Annotated in this window: 27 protein-coding genes; 7 read left to right on the forward strand and 20 right to left on the reverse strand. The window is 50.2% G+C overall.

The features are described from left to right. Positions 1-366: 366 nt before the first annotated feature. From GEI7105_RS32555 to GEI7105_RS0125940, 17 genes are all read right to left on the reverse strand, one after another. Positions 367-624 (reverse strand): AbrB/MazE/SpoVT family DNA-binding domain-containing protein, encoded by a 258-nt coding sequence (locus tag GEI7105_RS32555; RefSeq protein ID WP_017663270.1) that lies wholly within the window; start codon positions 622-624, stop codon positions 367-369. A 64-nt stretch (positions 625-688) separates the two neighbouring features. Next, positions 689-1,057, reverse strand: coding sequence for a type II toxin-antitoxin system RelE family toxin (locus GEI7105_RS32560; RefSeq protein ID WP_017663271.1), 369 nt, complete (start codon positions 1,055-1,057; stop codon positions 689-691). Continuing rightward, a complete protein-coding gene (locus GEI7105_RS0125870) occupies positions 1,044-1,253 on the reverse strand; it encodes a RelB antitoxin-like protein (protein ID WP_026097974.1) in 210 nt (69 codons plus the stop codon). Before GEI7105_RS0125870 ends, GEI7105_RS32560 begins: the two co-directional genes overlap by 14 nt. 78 nt (positions 1,254-1,331) lie before the next feature. Continuing rightward, positions 1,332-1,571, reverse strand: a complete 240-nt coding sequence (locus GEI7105_RS0125875; RefSeq protein WP_017663273.1) for an AbrB/MazE/SpoVT family DNA-binding domain-containing protein — start codon at positions 1,569-1,571, stop codon at positions 1,332-1,334. 64 nt (positions 1,572-1,635) lie between these two features. Next, positions 1,636-2,235: a Uma2 family endonuclease gene (locus GEI7105_RS0125880; protein ID WP_017663274.1), complete on the reverse strand. Its 600-nt coding sequence runs from the start codon at positions 2,233-2,235 to the stop codon at positions 1,636-1,638. A gap of 1 nt (position 2,236) precedes the next feature. After that, positions 2,237-3,106 (reverse strand): PIN domain-containing protein, encoded by an 870-nt coding sequence (locus GEI7105_RS0125885; RefSeq protein WP_017663275.1) that lies wholly within the window; start codon positions 3,104-3,106, stop codon positions 2,237-2,239. A gap of 244 nt (positions 3,107-3,350) precedes the next feature. Then, the gene (locus GEI7105_RS0125895; RefSeq protein ID WP_017663277.1) at positions 3,351-3,599 is read right to left on the reverse strand and encodes a YgiT-type zinc finger protein; all 249 of its coding nucleotides are present in this window, start codon (positions 3,597-3,599) and stop codon (positions 3,351-3,353) included. A gap of 47 nt (positions 3,600-3,646) precedes the next feature. Beyond that, positions 3,647-3,793: a DUF29 family protein gene (locus tag GEI7105_RS35570; RefSeq protein ID WP_017663278.1), complete on the reverse strand. Its 147-nt coding sequence runs from the start codon at positions 3,791-3,793 to the stop codon at positions 3,647-3,649. 208 nt (positions 3,794-4,001) lie between these two features. Then, positions 4,002-4,517, reverse strand: coding sequence for a GNAT family N-acetyltransferase (locus GEI7105_RS0125905; protein WP_017663279.1), 516 nt, complete (start codon positions 4,515-4,517; stop codon positions 4,002-4,004). Positions 4,518-5,059: 542 nt separating this feature from the next. Further along, positions 5,060-7,729 carry a bifunctional acetaldehyde-CoA/alcohol dehydrogenase gene (adhE, locus tag GEI7105_RS0125915; RefSeq protein ID WP_017663281.1) on the reverse strand — a complete coding sequence of 890 codons (2,670 nt, stop codon included), beginning with the start codon at positions 7,727-7,729 and terminating at the stop codon, positions 5,060-5,062. A 134-nt stretch (positions 7,730-7,863) separates the two neighbouring features. Continuing rightward, positions 7,864-8,538, reverse strand: a complete 675-nt coding sequence (locus GEI7105_RS0125920) for a hypothetical protein (protein ID WP_017663282.1) — start codon at positions 8,536-8,538, stop codon at positions 7,864-7,866. A gap of 259 nt (positions 8,539-8,797) precedes the next feature. Beyond that, positions 8,798-8,926 carry a hypothetical protein gene (locus GEI7105_RS40655; protein ID WP_281167042.1) on the reverse strand — a complete coding sequence of 43 codons (129 nt, stop codon included), beginning with the start codon at positions 8,924-8,926 and terminating at the stop codon, positions 8,798-8,800. A 9-nt stretch (positions 8,927-8,935) separates the two neighbouring features. Further along, positions 8,936-9,133 carry a WD40 repeat domain-containing protein gene (locus GEI7105_RS41135; protein WP_071592147.1) on the reverse strand — a complete coding sequence of 66 codons (198 nt, stop codon included), beginning with the start codon at positions 9,131-9,133 and terminating at the stop codon, positions 8,936-8,938. Further along, positions 9,105-9,287, reverse strand: a complete 183-nt coding sequence (locus tag GEI7105_RS0125925; protein ID WP_017663283.1) for a hypothetical protein — start codon at positions 9,285-9,287, stop codon at positions 9,105-9,107. Before GEI7105_RS0125925 ends, GEI7105_RS41135 begins: the two co-directional genes overlap by 29 nt. 357 nt (positions 9,288-9,644) lie before the next feature. Next, positions 9,645-10,319 (reverse strand): hypothetical protein, encoded by a 675-nt coding sequence (locus GEI7105_RS0125930; RefSeq protein ID WP_017663284.1) that lies wholly within the window; start codon positions 10,317-10,319, stop codon positions 9,645-9,647. Between the two features lie 259 nt (positions 10,320-10,578). Further along, on the reverse strand, positions 10,579-10,725 hold the full coding sequence (locus GEI7105_RS38890) for a hypothetical protein (protein WP_017663285.1): 147 nt from the start codon (positions 10,723-10,725) through the stop codon (positions 10,579-10,581). A 40-nt stretch (positions 10,726-10,765) separates the two neighbouring features. Further along, the gene (locus GEI7105_RS0125940; protein WP_017663286.1) at positions 10,766-11,266 is read right to left on the reverse strand and encodes a hypothetical protein; all 501 of its coding nucleotides are present in this window, start codon (positions 11,264-11,266) and stop codon (positions 10,766-10,768) included. Positions 11,267-11,613: 347 nt separating this feature from the next. Between GEI7105_RS0125940 and GEI7105_RS0125945 the strand changes: the two genes are divergently transcribed. The 5 genes from GEI7105_RS0125945 to GEI7105_RS33990 all read left to right on the forward strand — a co-directional run bounded on the left by GEI7105_RS0125945 (position 11,614) and on the right by GEI7105_RS33990 (position 16,251). After that, on the forward strand, positions 11,614-13,215 hold the full coding sequence (locus GEI7105_RS0125945) for a CHAT domain-containing protein (RefSeq protein ID WP_017663287.1): 1,602 nt from the start codon (positions 11,614-11,616) through the stop codon (positions 13,213-13,215). A 275-nt stretch (positions 13,216-13,490) separates the two neighbouring features. Then, on the forward strand, positions 13,491-14,045 hold the full coding sequence (locus tag GEI7105_RS32565) for a hypothetical protein (protein WP_063717505.1): 555 nt from the start codon (positions 13,491-13,493) through the stop codon (positions 14,043-14,045). Beyond that, a complete protein-coding gene (locus tag GEI7105_RS0125955) occupies positions 14,038-14,418 on the forward strand; it encodes a DUF1823 family protein (protein ID WP_017663289.1) in 381 nt (126 codons plus the stop codon). Before GEI7105_RS32565 ends, GEI7105_RS0125955 begins: the two co-directional genes overlap by 8 nt. A gap of 167 nt (positions 14,419-14,585) precedes the next feature. Then, positions 14,586-15,317, forward strand: a complete 732-nt coding sequence (locus GEI7105_RS0125960) for a sigma-70 family RNA polymerase sigma factor (protein ID WP_017663290.1) — start codon at positions 14,586-14,588, stop codon at positions 15,315-15,317. Positions 15,318-15,327: 10 nt separating this feature from the next. Beyond that, complete coding sequence (locus GEI7105_RS33990; protein WP_017663291.1) at positions 15,328-16,251, forward strand: hypothetical protein; 924 nt, start codon at positions 15,328-15,330, stop codon at positions 16,249-16,251. Between the two features lie 133 nt (positions 16,252-16,384). Here the strand turns inward: GEI7105_RS33990 and GEI7105_RS35580 are convergent, their stop codons facing one another. Both GEI7105_RS35580 and GEI7105_RS0125970 read right to left on the reverse strand, forming a co-directional pair. Beyond that, positions 16,385-16,618, reverse strand: a complete 234-nt coding sequence (locus GEI7105_RS35580; RefSeq protein ID WP_071592148.1) for a DUF4278 domain-containing protein — start codon at positions 16,616-16,618, stop codon at positions 16,385-16,387. A gap of 67 nt (positions 16,619-16,685) precedes the next feature. Beyond that, complete coding sequence (locus tag GEI7105_RS0125970; protein ID WP_017663292.1) at positions 16,686-16,922, reverse strand: DUF4278 domain-containing protein; 237 nt, start codon at positions 16,920-16,922, stop codon at positions 16,686-16,688. A 227-nt stretch (positions 16,923-17,149) separates the two neighbouring features. Between GEI7105_RS0125970 and GEI7105_RS38895 the strand changes: the two genes are divergently transcribed. After that, positions 17,150-17,290 carry a hypothetical protein gene (locus tag GEI7105_RS38895; protein WP_158413275.1) on the forward strand — a complete coding sequence of 47 codons (141 nt, stop codon included), beginning with the start codon at positions 17,150-17,152 and terminating at the stop codon, positions 17,288-17,290. On the opposite strand, the gene GEI7105_RS0125975 is transcribed toward GEI7105_RS38895, so the two are convergent. Beyond that, positions 17,259-17,549: a DUF2470 domain-containing protein gene (locus tag GEI7105_RS0125975; RefSeq protein WP_017663293.1), complete on the reverse strand. Its 291-nt coding sequence runs from the start codon at positions 17,547-17,549 to the stop codon at positions 17,259-17,261. The two genes, GEI7105_RS38895 and GEI7105_RS0125975, sit on opposite strands and share 32 nt — an antisense overlap. A 110-nt stretch (positions 17,550-17,659) precedes the next feature. Here GEI7105_RS0125975 and GEI7105_RS0125980 point away from each other — a divergent pair, with 110 nt between their 5' ends. After that, entirely contained in the window at positions 17,660-18,565 is a 906-nt protein-coding gene (locus tag GEI7105_RS0125980) for a DMT family transporter (protein ID WP_017663294.1), read from the forward strand. Positions 18,566-19,172 lie beyond the last annotated feature (607 nt).

The raw sequence follows: 19,172 nt of genomic DNA on the forward strand, positions 1-19,172 counted from the left end.
TCGGTCTTAATCCCTAACCAACTCCCGACTAATTTCATCCCCTTCTCGTGCTACTTGGCGTACTACAAGTTGAAGTGCGGAATGTGGGCTTAAAGACCGTTTCCGGTAAGGCAATTTTACCAGTTTGTTCGTTTCGGCGCTATCCCCTTCTCTCGCTATCGCCTTGTTCAGGGGATGCACCGAAACTCACCGCCGCTTCACCACCAACCAAGCCTATTGGCTATGGTTGGAGCGCTGCGACGAATCTTGGTAGGGTGGGCAATTCCACCCTACAAGAATTTCGGGTGCATCTCACTTTTGCAAATACACAAGTTCGGCAATTTGTCAATATCTTCCTCAAGGACTGCTAGAAGGGCATTTACTCCTTTAAATATTTATACTTATCGCAGAATTGAGATGCACCCGTTGTTGTTGGGTTTCGAGTGCGTCGCCTTCCCAGGAAAGACGGCCGATTAAATCGGAGAAATCGCAATTCGGTTGTTGTGAAGGTTCGATGGGTTTGAGGATAATTTCGCGATCGCGGACGGATAAGGTATAGTCACCACTAAGGTTAGGGCGATCGCGCAGGCTTTGGGGGATGAGAATTTGTCCGTCAGGCGTAATGTGAATCGTGGTCTGAGTCATGACAAATTACAGAATGGCTTGATTTTGAGTTTAGAAGCGATCTAATCGTTATCGCGATCGCTCGTTATTCATGGTCTGTCGCGGCTTCTGCTGTTGGAGGTACAAAGGTTACGTCTTCGTAAATCGTAGCGATCGAATTATCTGTATCTTCATAGAGCAACTCAGGAAACTTTCTGTAAATTTCTCGTCGATGAGCCACACGCTGACAAGTTAAGGTACGATTAGAGCGATCGCACGATATCCCAATCCTGTAATCTCCAACTCGAATTTTGTATTTATCTGAATAACCCTGCATTTTTTGGAGAAGTCCAAGATTAAATGGATTTTCTGCTTTCAGCTCTTGAAAAACAATGACTTCAACCCGTTCTCTTGTTTTAGATGGTAACGCTGCCAGCTCTTTCAAAAAGCGCTTCTTATATTCAACTTTCCACATTTTCCTTTAAGGATTGATAATAGAGAAGCGCCTCGTCTTCAGCTAGGGTTTCCTCTTCTTCTATTTCCTCCATTAATTGAGACAATCCAAAATTTTCTAAAATTTCTTCAATTTTCTCAAATTCTTCTACAGGGATTTGAACTGCAATCGGATTTTGATTTTCGTCCATCACATAATTTTTATGAATTTTAAGCATTTTTGTCTATTATTCCTTGCTGACTGATTCAATATTTCACACAAGCTTAAGCTTTAGGCTTGAGTAAATTCTATACCATCAATTCCACTCATCGCGAAGTTGCTGTTGGGTTTCGAGTGCGTCGCCTTCCCAGGAAAGACGGCCGATTAAATCGGAGAAATCGCAATTCGGTTGTTGTGAAGGTTCGATGGGTTTGAGGATAATTTCGCGATCGCGGACGGACAAGGTATAGTCACCACTGAGGTTAAGGCGATCGCGCAGGCTTTGGGGGATGAGAATTTGTCCGTCAGGCGTAATGTGAATCGTGGTCTGAGTCATGACAAATTACAGAATGGCTTGATTTTGAGTTTAGAAGCGATCTAATCGTTATCGCGATCGCTCGTTATTCATGGTCTGTCGCGGCTCCTGCTGCTGGAGGTACAAAGGTTACGTCTTCGTAAATCGTAGCGATCGCACACTCGAGTTCGAGACTGGCAAAGCAAACCGTTTCACCAACAGTATAGGGTTGAAATTCCCAAGTGCGATCGCCCGTGCGACGAAAGACATCGACGGCGGGATGAGTTTGACTGACGAGAATGTATTCTTCGAGGCTTTCGAGTTGGCGATAGTGTTGAAATTTGTCGCCTCTGTCGAAGGCTTCGGTACTTTCGGAGAGAATTTCGACGATGAGTTTAGGATGTTGTTTGTAGTAGCGGGTATCGCGATCGCGCGAGTCGCAGGTGACGAGTAAATCGGGATAGTAAAACCGATTGTGCGTTTCGACGCGCACTTTCATATCAGCGAAGAAAGTTTGACAAGGCGATCCGCGTAAATGCGATCGAAGTACGGTATAAAGGTTTCCGGTAATGAGGTTGTGATTATCGCTGGCTCCCGCCATAGCACGAACTTCGCCGTCGTGATATTCATGTTTGATGGGAGAGTCGCGTTCGGCGGTGAGGTATTCTTCGGGGGTGAGGTGGATGCGATCGGGTTGAGCAATCATCTTAGCAATCTATATCATCATTCAAATAACTAGCTAGTAATTGACCACATCTTTGACACCTAAATCTCAAATAAATCCCATCTGTATAGCTTAAAGGTATATGTCCTTCAGATCGACAAATCAAATAGTTGTCATTTTTTATTTGCTCTTCTCGCAATGTTTTAAGTTCTTGGGAAGATGGAATAACAATACTCCGATCTTCGAGTTCTTTATATTTTTCAAGTGCTGAAGGCAAATCAGAAAAAGCAAATATTTGATTTGAATCAATATTTTTTTGGATAAGCTCTTCCATTAAATATGGATTTAAAAATGATTGTCCTTGATACTTTTTGACAAAATCAGAATCTGCCGAAACAACAAATATATTACCTTTACATTCGACGATAGAATCCAAAAATTGCTCCCATGAAATTTGATCTCCAAGAGGATCTTTAGGCTTTCCAGGTGGATTTCCCAGTTCTTTACGGAGCCTAGCTCTTTTAAGCTGATCTATGGTGTAATCTGTAGAAGACTTAAAAATAGCTTCTAGAACTTTAGAAATTTTGTCTTTCCCTTGATAAACATCCTGAAGAACCTTTTTATATACTTTTTTGTTATCTTCGTTTGTATTTGAACATGAGAACCAATCTGGATAGTTTGGATGTTGTAATTTTTGATTTTGATTTGAGTTATTAGCTTTTTTATTCTTGTCGTCCTCAATATTTTTTATACATTGACAAGTGATATTTAATCGATTTCTCACGACTTCGTTTCTGATTTGCCGTGTAACAAAAATATAATTACTTATTTTTTGGATGGTATCTAAAAAGCTTATAGCTGATTTTGTTGTATACAATGTTATGTAAATATTTGCATCAATAAATATCTTCATGGCGCACGAAAGATTAAATTTTATCTTTGATTGTAACGGTAAAATCTTTATTTGTAAACCTTCCAGTGTTCATTGTGCTGTTGACTCAAAAATCATATAGTTGAGAAAGGTAGAGATAGAGCCTAATAAGCTTTTTATTACTATGTTGAGAACACACATCCCTAATTGTTGGCTTATAGAAACTGTGAGTTTTTTTATTATAAGAAATTGAAGCTTCATTGTAGCACTACGCGATCGCCCTATTTTACAAGACCACCTTAAATACCTGACCGACTACTTGAAAATCCTCGGTCTCGTTTCGTTCTAACTTCAACTTCAGCTCTTCTAACTTCCGAACGTCGCTTAAGTTATAAAAACGTTCGCTGCAAACCTGACAAACTAGAGTTTCCAGGGTCAGTGTTACCGTATTTCCACCACCACATACCACTTCTGTAACGGACTTACGCTCGACGGTTCCGCCACAGACAGGACATTGCTCGATCGCCTCCATCATCAGCTTCTCCGAATTCGCCGATCTATCCCAGTATGCCCGAAATTCCCTCAATCTTCAGGCTCGCTCTCCAGCCAAAACCCATCGTCGAACACCGCCTCGATCGCATAGGGACACTCTACCGGAAACACCTTCAACGGTAACACCGTCTCCGCACTCGCCTGCTGTCGCGCCCGAGGATACGCCCAAGTCAACACTTCGGGTAGATAACGTCATAACTCGTTTACTCCAACGAATGCGATCGCACCCCAGCCAAAACCTATCGTCTAACACTCGATCGCGAATTCTTCACAGTTCGGCGTCAGTCAATGGCGATCGCTCGTTATTCATGGTCTGTCGCGGCTTCTGCTGCTGGAGGTGCAAAAGTTATCTTCGTAAAAGTTTGAGAACCGGGTAGTCGCACGTTTATCGTGACGTGCGGCGTTTGTAGATAAATAACTCGCCTTCCGCGTTAAAGTGTTTATGTTTATGGATTCCCATTGGCATAAATCCACATTTTTTAGCGACTGCATGAGCTGCGAAATTTTCAGGATGGCAGTAGGCTCGAACTTCAGCATCTTTCGATAGCGTTTCAGCTAAAACCTTTACGATTTCTGTAGCGATTCCTTCTCCGGTGCGCTCTTTGTTGATACTATAATAGCATTCTAGAATTCCGCGATCGTAGGGTGCAAATCCACAAGAACCGACATAATTGTTCGACTGTTTTTCAGCAATTGCATAGGAACATATCGGCTCGGTAGAGTCATAAGAAGCACACACAGCCTCGAACAGTGCTGTCGCGCCGTCTTGAGTTTTCTGTTCTTCGTCAAACATCAAATACTCGGTCGATTCTCGATCTAACATAAAAGCTAAAAACCCTGTCAGATCTTGCGGTTGAAATTGACGAATTATGAATTTTTGAGTTTCTAAGGGAAGTTTCATCTTGCAATTTTACGAGCGATCGATACTTTGGAATATGGAAAAAATCACAGTATAACACGCGACATATAGCAGTCCTAAACGATTCACAGCAAAATCTCATTTCAGTGAAGGGTGGCATAAGATCCCCGGCATCTCCAAGATGCCGGGGATCTCGATAGATCGTCTGACCCACGAAACGGAGTTTCAACAGGTTATTTGCTATAAATAATTTAGGATTGTTGTATAGAATTTTTGAGATAACTCAGTCACCATCAATAGCATTTGCTTTAATACTATAGCAACTCTAAATCAGTTGTGTAACAAAGTCGGGGACGGGGAACAGGGAACAGGGAACAGGGAACAGGGAATCGGGAACGGGGAATCGGATTTTTTCTGGTGTTTTAATTTTTGACGACTCATTTGGGACTGATATAATAGTCGAGCGATCGTTAAGCAGTTTTTTTTACCCGTTACCACTCGCCTCGATCGAGCGTTTTCGACAGTAAAAAAGGCGGGCAAACCACCCGCCTCAAGATCTAAATTTGAAAACTGTGAAGAACCGATTATGTCATCACTGGTTCCGGTTCGGCGGGAACGTCGGGAACCCCTTCAAACCGATGGCCGTTGAGGGACGATAAATCCAGATTGCCGTAGTACGCATCCAGAATTAACTGTTTCAACTCGCCAATGAGTGGATAGCGGGGGTTCGACACCGTACATTGATCGTCAAAGGCGCGATCGGCCACCCGTTCGAGTTGGACGTGAAACTCTGCCTCGTCTTGCTGCATGGCGTCTTTCATCGCCGCCGGAATGCCCACTTCTTTCTTCAGGTTTTCCACCGCCTGAACCAACAGCATCACCTTCTCGTCTTCCGTTTCGCCGCCGAGTTGCAAGTGGTCGGCAATGCGAGCGTAGCGCCATTTGGCGTTGGGATACTTATACTGTGGGAAGGTGGCTTGTTTGAAGGGTGCGTCCGTGGCGTTGTAGCGGATGATGTGGGAAATCATCAGCGCGTTGGCTAAGCCGTGGGGAATGTGGAACGTCCCGCCGAGTTGGTGGGCGATCGAGTGACAAATCCCCAAGAAACCGTTGGCGAACGCCATCCCCGCCATCGTCGCCGCATAGTGCATTTTCTCCCGCGCCTTGGGATCTTTTGCGCCGTTGTGGTACGCACTGGGCAGGTATTTGAAAATGAGGCGAATCGCTTCGAGGGCTAAGCCGTTGGTGTATTCCGAGGCTAACACCGAGACGTAGGCTTCGATCGCGTGAGTCAGGGCGTCGATACCGCCGAACGCCGTCAGACTCTTCGGCATATGCAACACCAACTCGGGATCGACGATCGCCATGTTCGGCGTCAGGGCGTAGTCCGCCAGAGGATACTTGATATCGTTCTGGCGATCGGTCACCACTGCAAACGGCGTCACTTCCGAACCCGTTCCTGAAGTCGTCGGAACCGCCACCATAATCGCTTTGTCACCCAGCGGCGGTAAATCGTACACCCGTTTTCGGATGTCCATAAACCGCATCGCCAACCCTTCAAACTCAATTTCCGGGTGTTCGTACATCAACCACATGATTTTAGCCGCGTCCATCGGCGAACCGCCGCCGAGGGCGATAATCACATCCGGTTTGAAGGTATTCATCAACGCCAAACCGCGATTGACCGTATCGAGAGAGGGATCGGGTTCGACGTCGTAGAAGATATCGTATTTCAAGCCGATATCGTCGAGAACGTCTTCGACGTAAGCGGTCATTCCCAAATCGTACAGGGGCTTGTCCGTGACGATAAACGCCCGTTCTTTCCCTGCAAGTTCTCGCAACGCCACCGGAAGCGATCCGTATTTGAAATACACTTTCGGCGGAACCCGGAACCACAACATATTTTCCCGCCGTTCGGCGACGGTTTTGATGTTGAGGAGGTGGTGGGGTTCGACGTTTTCGCTGATGGAGTTTCCGCCCCAGGTTCCACAACCGAGGGTTAGAGAGGGGTCGAGGCGGAAGTTGTACAGGTCGCCGATCGCCCCTTGGGACGAGGGGGTGTTGATGAGAACCCGCGCCGTCTGCATTTTGTCCTCGAACAGTTTGATGCGATCGTACTGGGAGGGGTTCACGTAGAGGGCGGCGGTATGTCCGCGTCCGCCGAATTCCACCAGGGCTTCGGCTTTATCCACCGCTTCATCGAAATTCTGCGCCCGATACATAGCTAAAATGGGCGAGAGTTTTTCGTGGGCGAAGGGTTCCTCGTGGCCGATGTTTTCCACTTCTCCGATGAGAACTCGGGTTCCGTAGGGCAGGCGAGCGTCAATCATTTCGGCAATTTTCTCGACGGGTTGTCCGACGATGCCGCTGTTGAGGCGTCCGTTAACGATGAGTTGGCTACCGAGGCGTTCTCGTTCTTCGGGGGATAGGAAATAGGCTCCGCGATCGATAAACTCCTGTTTGACGGTATCGTACACGTCATCGAGTACCACAACGGACTGTTCGCTGGCGCAAATCATGCCGTTGTCGAAGGTTTTACTCAACAGGATCGAGGACACCGCCATTTTGATGTGGGCGGTAGAGTCGATGAGTGCTGGGGTGTTCCCCGCACCGACACCCAGGGAAGGATTACCGGAGGAATACGCCGCTTTCACCATTCCCGGGCCGCCGGTGGCCAAGATGAGTTTGATATCCGGGTGCTGCATCAAGGCTTGAGAGAGGGGAACCGTGGGTTCGTCGATCCAGCCGATGATGTCTTCTGGGGCCCCTGCGGCGACGGCGGCGTCTCGGACGATTTTCGCGGCGGCGATCGTGCAGTCTTTGGCGCGGGGGTGCGGCGAGAAGATAATGGCGTTGCGGGTTTTCAGGGTCACGAGTGCCTTGAACACCGCCGTTGATGTGGGGTTCGTCGTGGGGACGATTCCGGCGAGAATACCTACGGGTTCGGCGATTTTCTGAATCCCGAAGGATTTGTCTTCTTCGATGATGCCGCAGGTTTTTTCGGCTTTATATTTGTTGTAGATGATTTCGGAAGCAAAGTGGTTTTTAATCACTTTGTCTTCCACGACGCCCATTTCCGTTTCTTCGACGGCGAGTTTCGCCAGGGGAATTCGGGCAGCGTTAGCAGCGAGGGCTGCTTTTTTGAAGATGGTATCGACTTGTTCTTGGCTGAAGTTCGCGTAAGCCGTTTGAGCTTTTTTGACGCGAGAGATGAGAGCTTCAAGTTGTTCGAGGTTCGTGACAGGTTCGCTCACGATGCGCGTCTCCTTGAGTGCGACATTAGCTAGAGAACGTTTTCAACGACGGGGATTTTGCCGCTTGCCATCGGGAAATCGACGATTTCGATACGCCCTGTGTCGATGATGCGATGTCGATCGCCCTGCGTCGGTTACGACTGCAAAAGCTCGAAAGAATCGAAGAACTGTTGCGCTTCGGGGAAGTCTACATTTCCGTCTTGTGCGCCGACGGCGAGTTGATAGAGGGCAGCGTTTTCAGTATCGGCAACGAGCAAGACTTGAAAACGAGTCCCCTCCTCGGTAGACATGAGGATCGATCGCGCGGGAAGTCCGTTACTTTCAATGTTTTCTTCGCTTTCCACCGTCGCGTTGAGGTTGGTTTGCGTGGTGTTTTTCATGTTTTCGAGGCTGGTTTCGATATCGAATTCCACCCCTTCGGGCATGACGTTCGAGGCGATGATGTACGCCCGTCGCGCGCCGGTATCTTCGTAAATAACTAACGTTTGTTCGATGTCTCCAGCCCCTTCGACGGGTACGTTTTGGCTATCTTCGATCGGTTCTCCGGGGAAGCGAGCGGTATAGTTCCCTGATTCGTAGGTGTACCAGTCGCCTTCGGCGGTTTCGCTGGCGCTGTCTTCGGGGTCTGTGGTATCTGTAGCGGTTGCTCCGTCTTCAGTATCGGGGGGGTCTGTGGCGGTGTCGTCAGTGGGGGCTTCTGTCGTCTCGTCCGTAGTGGTGTCTGGGCTATCGGCGGCTGTGTCGCCACCACCACAAGCGGTTAACGGCAGGGTAAAAGCCAGCAGTAGGGCGAAAAATTTCAGCTTCATCGTCGAGCGTTCTGTTCTAGCGTTACGTTTAGTTTAACGCGATCGCATCGGACGCTCGCGGTCTTTAGAGTTATTTCAAGTTTTGTGTCTCAATATTGCTCGATAGCCTGTAGAGCGGTGCGATCAACGAATTTTTATTACGAGTATTACCCGTATTTCTTCGTAAAGTGTAATCCAGTTATCAAAATTGTTAGAAATATTTAGATTTGGTTAATGTTTTGCGAGGAAAAAATAGGGGAGTTGAAGGGGAGCGATCGGTTTACTTTAGACTCTCCTCGTCCTCTCGCGGCGAAATGCCACACATAGCGCGATCGTCGTCTGTGGCGTTGGGATTTGTCGTCAGGTAGTCGTGCAGCCATTCACAACCGCGATCGAGCAGCTCGTCCAACGTATAAACTTACCACAGCCGGGCTGTGCCGTCTCCCGAGGCGGTGAGGATGCGCTCTCCGTCCGGGCTGAGCTGGGCGCTCCAGACCCGAGCCTGATGCCCCTCGAGGACCGCCAGTGACCGCCAGCGGGTTGCCTTGGGCGTCCCACAGCCGCGCCGTGCCGTCGGATGAGGTGATCTATTTGTTGTAGATGATTTCGGAAGCAAAGTGGTTTTTAATCACTTTATCTTCGACGACGCCCATTTCCGTTTCTTCGACGGCGAGTTTCGCCAGGGGAATTCGGGCAGCGTTAGCAGCGAGGGCTGCTTTTTTGAAGATGGTATCGACTTGTTCTTGGCTGAAGTTCGGGGTGCATCTCAAAAATGTAAATTCATCGAATTGGGCGCACTCAATTTCCAGATCCCCGGCATCTCCAAGATGCCGGGGATCTTATACCAGAAGTGCTAATCGGGAATTTTGCCACCCCAAACTGATGTTTTTGCAAAAGTGAGATGCACCCGAAGTTCGCGTAAGCCGTTTGAGCTTTTTTGACGCGAGAGATGAGAGCTTCAAGTTGTTCGAGGTTCGTGACAGGTTCGCTCACGATGCGCGTCTCCTTGAGTGCGACATTAGCTAGAGAACGTTTTCAACGACGGGGATTTTGCCGCTTGCCATCGGGAAATCGACGATTTCGATACGCCCTGTGTCGATGATGCGATGTCGATCGCCCTGCGTCGGTTACGACTGCAAAAGCTCGAAAGAATCGAAGAACCGTTGCGCTTCGGGGAAGTCTACGTTTCCGTCTTGTGCGCCGACGGCGAGTTGATAGAAGGCAGCGTTTTCAGTATCGGCAACGAGCAAGAATTGAAAACGAGTCCCCTCCTCGGTAGACATGAGGATCGATCTCGCGGGAAGTCCGTTATTTTCAATGCTTTCTTCGCTTTCCACCGTCGCGTTGAGGTTGGTTTGCGTGGTGTTTTTCATGTTTTCGAGGCTGGTTTCGATATCGAATTTCACCCCTTCGGGCATGACGTTCGAGGCGATGATGTACGCCCGTCGCGCGCCGGTATCTTCGTAAAGAACTAACGTTTGTTCGATGTCTCCAGCCCCTTCGACGGGTACGCTTTGGCTATCTTCGATCGGTTCTCCGGGGAAGCGAGCGGTATAGTTCCCCGATTCGTAGGTGTACCAGTCGCCTTCGGCGGTTTCGCTGGCGCTGTCTTCGGGGTCTGTGGTATCTGTAGCGGTTGCTCCGTCTCCAGTATCGGGGGGGTCTGTGGCGGTGTCGTCAGTGGGGGCTTCTGTCGTCTCGCCCGCAGTGGTGTCTGGGCTATCGGCGGCTGTGTCGTCACCACCATAAGCGGTTAACGGTAGGGTAAAAGTCAGCAGTAGGGCGAAGAATTTCAGCTTCATCGTCGAGCGTTCTGTTCTAGCATTACGTTTAGTTTAACGCGATCGCATCGGACGCTCGCGGTCTTTAGAGTTATTTCAAGTTTTGTGTCTCAATATTGCTCGATAGCCTGTAGAGCGGTGCGATCGACGAATTTTTATTACGAGTATTACCCGTATTTCTTCGTAAAGTGTAATCCAGTTATCAAAATTGTTAGAAATATTTAGATTTGGTTAATGTTTTGCGAGGAAAAAATAGGGGAGTTGAAGGGGAGCGATCGGTTTACTTTAGACTCTCCTCGTCCTCTCGCGGCGAAATGCCACACATAGCGCGATCGTCGTCTGTGGCGTTGGGATTTGTCGTCAGGTAGTCGTGCAGCCATTCACAACCGCGATCGAGCAGCTCGTCCAACGTATAAACTTGCCACAACTGCGCTGTACTCTCGTTTGAGACGCTCAGAACGTACTTTTCAACCGGGCTGAACTGAGCGATCCTGACGAAACCAACAGTTCGCCGTCTCGTCTACCGCCTCCACAAACTCCCTCGCCGAACTTTCAAACTTCGTCGTGGTTCCCCAACTCTCAAAATCCGGTGCAACGCGAATCAGCGATCGATGGGTTTTATCCGTAATCCAAAACAGTAGTGGAAAGGGAAACGACTGACGAAACTCCTCCCGCATGGAATTCATCGCCGTTAACGCCGACTCCTTCACCGCCTCTAACCCCACGACGATCGACACATCTGGGACATCCTCCCCAAGTCGCTGGCGAATGTCACTGTAAGGATGGCGGGTATTCGACGACAGTTCGAGGATTCGGATACGTTGCGGACAAATTGCCGCAAAACCCTCTAACAAGCGATCGCGCGTTCGTGTATCGTTACAGCAAGCAAACAATAACGAAAACTTCCCCAAAGACATCTCTACAGACCAAGCGAGTTCAGCTAACGCTGCTTCGTTTGCTGTCTCCATATTGTTTGTGGCTCCTCTGACCGCGTGCATCTCAAATTCGATAACTCTCTCCTGAAACCCCTCTCCCGCTCGGAACAAAAGACTCGGACGGGGCTTCCCTTCGCTCGAGCCTAAAACGAGAGGTTGAAAGATTGGAGATCGACGATCGACACTCTTCCGTACGTTGAGATGCTCCCTCTCGTCTTCGATCGCGTCTCTCCTCTGGGGAACAATTTAACTTGCTTCACCGTCTTATACTGTTTTTATCCTCTCTTTATTGAAGTTTCAATAGTAACGTCGAAATCTCGATTCGATACACTGGGAAAATAACTCACAAATCGCTTAATTCCTCACACACAGTCTTTTGAATGCTGCAACCTGACGATCCCGGTTTGAGTTTGGCGATCGCGCCGTTAAACGTCGATGTCGGCGAAGCTGGCGATCGATATGCGATTTGGGTTTTGCAAGCCCCCCACCCCGGCGGATACGTCCATCACGACTGCTCCTGGTCCGATGTCCTCACCCAAACCTGGCGGGAGTGGCAAGATCTCTTTTCCCTGAACCGCCTCCCCGTTCCCACACCGCCCCAACCCGCTACCGTCGGCGTTTCCACTCCCACCGCCGACCCGTTCGTTCCTGCCGAAACGCCCCCGATGGGCAGTTACAGCAGTCGCCTCATGCAGCAGTTAGGCTTAGAACTGTGGACGTGGCTGTTTGCGGGAGCGGTGCAACGTAGTTTCGCTCAAAGTCAAGGAATCGCCCTCGGACGGCGGATGCCCCTGCGGGTACGCTTAGACGTGCGAGATCCCGCCCTCATCGGGCTTCCCTGGGAAATCGCCCAGCCGCGTTTGGGAAAACCTGCTTTGTCCCTGGCGCAAAACATCCTCTTCAGTCGCACCACCTGCGATGTCGATCCCCTGTCCCTGCGGAATGCCAGTCGATCGCTGCAAATGCTGCTCGTCTTGGGACAACCGAACGACAGCCGGGCGTCGGTGTTAGACTTGGAAACCGAAGCCAGCGAAATCGCCGAACTCTTCGCCAATTGCAGCCGTCAAGACGCCGTAGTTCCCTATCGCGTCGATACGCTCATTCAACCGACTCCCGCCGAACTGCTCGATCGCCTGGAAACCAAACAGTACAATATCTTGCTTTACTCCGGTCACGGCGTTCCCTCCCCCGAGGGCGGCCGCCTGTTCCTGCGGGAAGACACCACCCTCACCGGAACGGAGTTGGCTCAAGTGCTAGTGCGATCGCAAGTGACGTTAGCCGTATTCAACACCTGCTGGGGCGCGGGACCCGATCGCGAAAACGATCGCCTGATTCCCCGCAGCAGCCTCGCCGAAGTTCTCGTCCATCACGGCGTCCCGGCGGTGTTAGCCATGCGAGACGCGATCGCCGATCGCGAAGCCCTCAGTTTCATTCAAAGCTTCGCCCAAGCCCTCGCCCAACGCCAGCCCATCGATCGCGCGGTAGCGATCGCCCGCCAACAACTGCTGACGCTGTACAAATTCAATCAGCCCGCTTGGACGCTCCCGGTTCTTTACCTCCATCCCGAATTCGACGGCCACCTCCTCGAAGCGCCCCATCAAATCGTCACCGAACTCCCCGAAAATTCCACCACGCGACTCGATCGCCTCTCCACCAAAGCCTGTTTGCGATCGCTCGATCCCGACGACACGGTATGGCGCATCCGTCGCGGTTTACTGCGCGTCGGACGCACCGAAGACAACGACGCCGTCGTCCCCGAACGCTGGGTGTCCCAACGCCACGCCGAAATCTTTTACCGCCACCTCCACGACTGTTCGTATCCCACCTACTTTCTACGGGACTTTTCCCGCTACGGAACCCTAGTGCGCGAGGATGACGACTGGCGCAAAATTCACCATCAAGAAATCTCGCTCTCCTCGGGAACTCAACTCAAATTCGGCAGTTCTCAAGGTCAAGCCTGGGAGTTCGTCGTTGACAGTTGACAGTTGACAGTCGCCAGTCGCCAGTCACCAGTCGCCAGTCACCAGTGAAGATAGGGAACAGGGAACAGGGAACAGTTAATAGTTTCTCCCCCTCTCCCCTTCTCCCCTTCTCCCCCTCTCCCCTTCTCCCCCTCTCCCCAGCTCCAACCACGGTTGCGGAAAGCCCAGAAATCGTGATGTAGTTAAGAAAAGTTCGAGTGTAGACAGTCGAATAACTGTCACAAGCTCCTGACTGTCTTTTAGACCGTCGTTCTGTCGTGTTTTTCCAATGTCTTATGATGATGTCCTCTCGGCAATCTACCTCTGCTGCATCGGGTCAAGTGCAAGCCGAACTGGATTTGCTCGATGCGATTTTGCTCGGTGACGACTGTTCGTATCCCTGGAATCCCGTCGATCGCGAAGCGAACGCCCGATTCAACCGTCTCGAAGAAAGCCTCGATCTCGAAGATCTCGAAATCGGCGATCGCTGTTCTGCGTTTTTCCAACGTCTCGACGCCTGTTGGCTGGAAACCCAACTCCACCAGAAATTCGGCGCTCGAGTTCCCCGAGAGATCCTCGAGGCGATCGCCTGTCAAGCCACCGAGTTGGCTGCCGCGAATTTATCTGTTGCCGATCGTTTGGTACGCTGCGTACAAGGGTTGTTACCCAACTGGTCGATCGACGACCTGCAAGTTCTCGCCCGTCCTTTCGCCTATGCCATGCGCGGCGATCGCGCCGACCTCGTGTCGAACTCAGAGCGGAGTTGGGCAGATCTGTCTTCGATCGAACGCGCTCGCCTCAGTTTGGCGATCGCTCGTTTCACTCTGTCAAACCTACACCGCGATGTCTGAATTACCACCGTTAAACACCGATACAATTTGGGCAATTCTCAACGAAGACCTTGACGACGATACCGTCAACCGCATCGTTTGGCACTATCTCGGGTATCGATACGACGAGGCGACCCAGCGTTGGGATAATTCAGAAGTCTCTGAAGACTGGAAACAGGACTATCCCGAACCGCCGAATTTCATCGCCAACCGTCCGCCAACGGTCAAACTCACGCGATCGATCCCCAAACCCAACAAACAGCTTTTAAAAGAAAAGCTGGGCTTTAAAGGCTACAAAATTGGCGAGTTCGATCCGCGAGACACGCGCCGCGCAACGATGGCTAACTGGCTCCTCAGCTACATGAACGATCGTCCCGAGGTCGTACGGGGATAAGATCGAAACGCTCGACAGAGAAACCTCGAGACATCGCTTTGGCAGTTCGCGACACCTCACACTCGAACTTAACTCGCACAGTTTTTCGGTAATTCAGTAACGCTCCCGTCTCGAGCGATCTCGTATATGCCCCCGATCTCGAGCCAAAAACCCCGGTATCTCTAAAGATGCTGGGGTTCTCGTTCGGGGCGAATCTCTTCGTTCGACCGATCCCAAACCGACGGTATCCCTCGAAATCCACCGCCGGATTCGACGCGTATTCAAGACAAAGACCCGATCGCGAGAGCCAGTACCGACGGATGAGAGGAGCGATAATTAGCGTGAGTCCCAAAGCCACCTTACCCATGTCTCCAAGCGATATCGAACTTTATCAAAGCCTCCAAGCGGGAGACTCCTCTGCACTGGGAACGCTGTACGATCGATACGGGGGCATTGTGTACGGCTTGGCGTTGAAAGTTCTCAAAGCTCCTCAAGAAGCCGAAGACCTCACCCAAGAGATCTTTTTAATTCTGTGGCGAAAACAGAACTATAATCCCCAACGGGGGTCTCTCAGTACGTTCCTCACCATGCTGACGCGATCGAGAGCGATCGACCGACTGCGATCGCGCGGACGCAAACAAAAGTTTTTGGGCAATTGGGGAACCGCCATGAGTGAAGATGCCATCGTTTCCACAACACCGTTTGACGAAGTGTCCCTACAAGAACGTCGAGACCGAGTCCGCGATGCCCTCGACGACCTGCCATCGAAATACCGCCAGGTTCTGGAACTGGCTTACTACCAAGGCATGAGTCAATCGGAAATTTCCGCCTATCTCGATTTGCCTTTGGGAACGGTGAAAACGCGATCGCGCCAAGGTTTGCTCAAACTCAGAGAACATTTACGAGATTGGATTGGCTAACACAGGGACGATGACTAACGCTTTACCTCCAGAACGATTACAGGAACTCGCCGCAGGCTACGTTCTCGGAGATTTGTCTTCCGAGGAAGCCGAATGCTTTCAAGCCTACTTGCAACAAGACCCCCAACTGGCCGTCGAAGTGGCTCGATTGTACGAAGTTCTCGGCGTCATGCCTTACGGTCTGCCGAACGCGCCGCCACCGCCACGCCTGCGGAATAACATCCTCGCGGCCGCGATCGCCGCCGAACCTTCCGAAGATCCCGCTCGACCCAAACCCAAGATCGCCCCGTTTCCTGAATCTCCTCGCCGCTTCCGTCGTCGCTGGGGCGGGTGGCAAGTGTGGACGAGCGGAATTGCAGCGGTGGCAGCGGTGGCGTTGGCGGCGGACAACTTCCGCTTGCGTCAGAATTTACAGGACGCTGAAGTCGAACTGGCATGGGAACGTGCGGACTTTGGGGCGCTCGTGATGCCGTCAGAGGCAGTTCTGGCGAACAATTGGGACGGCTTGGAGCAACTGGCCGACGATCATATGGATGCCATGAGTCGCGAACAAGGACCGATGGATTTCAACTCCAGCGATCTCGCAGCTATTATCGATCGCTTCGATCGCCAGTTCGAGTTCGACGACACCACCCCCACCATCGCGCGTCGCGACGTTCGGTTAATGGGGGGGAGTCTGTGTGAATTCGGTAAAATTCCCGGTTTGCGCTACACCTACACCACCGACGACAACCACACGATCTCGTTTTATCAAATCGATACGCGAATCGATCGCCTGTCTCTTCCGAAAACGGGATCGGGCAAACTCTACATCAGTCAGCCGGGAAAACCTCGGATCGTCTTGTGGGCAGATGACACGTATATTTACGCAATCGTCGCCGAGCTACCCCCTGAAGAGTTGAAAGATCTCTCTTATAACGTCGTCATGCAGTGAATTCAGTTACTTTCGGTTAAGTTGTAATTGAGTTTGAGCGAGATATTCAGCGAAAAAAAGCCCTCAATCTGAATTAAATGTTCGGATTGAGGACTATTCGAGCAGGTAAAAACGAGAAATCAAAGTGTTCGCATTATCCCAATGCTGGGCTAGTTGTTGTTAGCGGTTGGGATGGAGCGGTCATCGCGGCTTGACTGTTGTAGCGAACGCCACGATAAACTAAATTTTGAACTGAGCGATCGCCGTTGAATTCGGTGCGAGACAGGTGGTACATCAAACCTCGGTATTTAGCACAAATTTTGCTTTTTGTTGTGGAAATATCTTGAAGTGCGATCGAATAGCAAACACCGCGATACGTTAGTTTCATATCGTTTAATCTCCTGTTTTCTTGAAAATCAGACAGTTACAGCCAAACAAAACTAGAAACAATATCGTTAGTTGACTACTGAAATAGGTTGGCTCGGGTAATAAAGTGTGGGTGCTTCTGTTTTCAGTCCCGTGGCGTAGTAAATACCGCGATACGCTAAAATTGCTCGAGGGCGATCGCTGAATTCTGTAATGGCTTGAGGTTGATAAGCAACGCCTCGATATCGTAAGGATCGATCGGCGATCTCGGGCTGACGTACGGACTCTCGAACTTCGTAAGCAATTCCGCGATATTTCAGTTGCATAGCTTTGGATGTCTCCGAAATTTCTATGCTTATAACTTAGCTGCGTCTCTAATTAGGTTGGCGTGATTTCAATCTTTTTTATCTGAGACATTTATCAGTAATTTAGGCGATCGTCATCGCATACCTACGCGATATTACGCAATTGCATAGGCGATCGGCATCACAACACTGTAGAAATACAGTGTTAAAATAAAAAGCCGAATAAGTATTTTTACTGAACTTAAAACTTGCCGATCGCCTCCCTCAACACCGGCGATCGCGTGTTTGGGATCGATCTCGATCGCCGTGGGGGAGGTTCTTGGGGTACGTCGTGCGTCCGAGCGATCGCGATCGAACCTACGATCGTCCTTTGGCTCTGGCTTGTTTGAGCATATCGATTAGCGTATGGTGGGCATCGTCTGCGTTTTTGAGATCGCGATCGAACCCGATGCGAACGGGAACGGTATCGCTGTCCGTTCTGACGCGTAGGTTCATCCCTTGCGGGTCGATAGCTTCCATGACAGCCGATGTGGCCTCGGGGCGATCGCCATACACGCGAGCGTACAACAACACAGCATCGGCGTGGTCGTCGTTCATGTGCTTGCAAATGCGATCGCTGACGGCTGGAGTAATCGCTTCGTCGGTCATAGGTGTCGCTGCCAAATAACTGCTAAACGTCCAATTCCCTTAAGCTTACCGGTTAGAACGGGTGGCGATCGCCTTCCGTCTGGCTTATATCACCCTTAGTATCACTACTGATGGAACGAAGTCCTTCTAAAATTCAAGTTGCGATCGTCTTAGCCGTTGGCATTCTCGCCGTTTCGACAGCAGCTATCTGGGTTCGCATCGCGGTTAACGCAGTAGGCGAGGGAAGCGTGGGACTGAGTCTCGTTCTGGCGGCGTCGCGGCTACTCGTGTCGTCGCTGCTGCTGATACCGACGTGGTCGAAAGTTCGCTGGAAAACCGTTCCCGAAGCCTTGGGGTTAGCTGTCATGGCGGGGGTATGCTTGGCGGCTCACTTCGCCACCTGGACGACATCGCTGTCTTACACGTCGATCGCGGCGGCGAGTACCATCGTGACCAGCAATCCTTTATGGATCGTTTTGTTATCGTGGTGGTGGTTCGGAACCCGCATCTCGCGACGAACGGCGGTGGGTATCGCGATCGCCCTGGTTGGGGGAATTGTAGTGGGAACTAGCGAGGTGGGCGAAACGTCGATTTCGACGAACCCCCTGCTCGGAAACGCGCTGGCCTTGCTCGGGGCTTGGATGGTGAGTTTGTACTTGCTCCTCGGACGGGAAGCCCAGCGTCGAGGTTTGGGAACGACAGGATATATTGCGATCGCCTATACAGTCGCCGCTGTGATTCTAGTTCCGACACCGATGGCCTTTGGGGCGAGTTATCTGGGGTATCCCTGGCCGGTGTACGGTGCGATCGCCTTAATGGCGTTACTCTCTCAATTAATCGGCCATACCAGTATTAATTGGACAGTTCGCTGGGTGTCACCGACTCTCGTAACTTTAGCGATTTTATTAGAACCCGTCTCTTCGAGTTTGTTAGGATATTGGGTGTTTGGAGAAATCCCATCTTTAGGCGTGTTTGCCGGTGCGATCGTCCTTTTAATGGGAGTTGCGATCGCGGCCCTCGATTTATCTCGCAGTTAATGCGATCGCGATCGCAATTTTAAGTGACAGCGATCGCTAGATCGAACGGTTTCGATCCTGACGTTCCGGAAAAAAATTGGCATCCTAGTAAATAGGAAGAAGAGTAGGACAACGGCAGGTCGCATGAACGAGCAATCTTTAAAAAAAAATAAGGTAAAACGACGCGAGACCGACATCCACGTCTTATCCGCGAACGAAATTTACCAGCGCGATACGCAGAAATTCTTGAATTCAATGACCCATCTGTTTGCGACAGATTTACTGGTCTCGATCGTAACGGTGAGTCGTTAGTCAATTCGAGTGCTGAATTTTCAAGTCAATTTGGCAGCGTTAACCAACCCTCTCAGTATCCTTCACGAGAGGGTTTATCTTTTAGGTTCGATATTTGAAATTTATTCAACAAGATCGAGTATAGCTCGAGCGATCGCGACGTTAGATTTAACTCAAATTATTCAAGCATATCGACAAATAAATGTTACAAGAATTCAAAAAATTGGGTCTTCGCAAAACAAGGTGATAAGAAAAACTTATTAAGTAAAGCAAGACAGAAAGCGCATTCGCATATTTTCAAAATTTATAAATCCATAAGCTTGACGCTTTATCAGTT

Origin of the sequence: Baaleninema simplex PCC 7105, assembly GCF_000332355.1 — a bacterium.
GTDB classification, from domain to species: domain Bacteria; phylum Cyanobacteriota; class Cyanobacteriia; order Cyanobacteriales; family Geitlerinemataceae; genus Baaleninema; species Baaleninema simplex.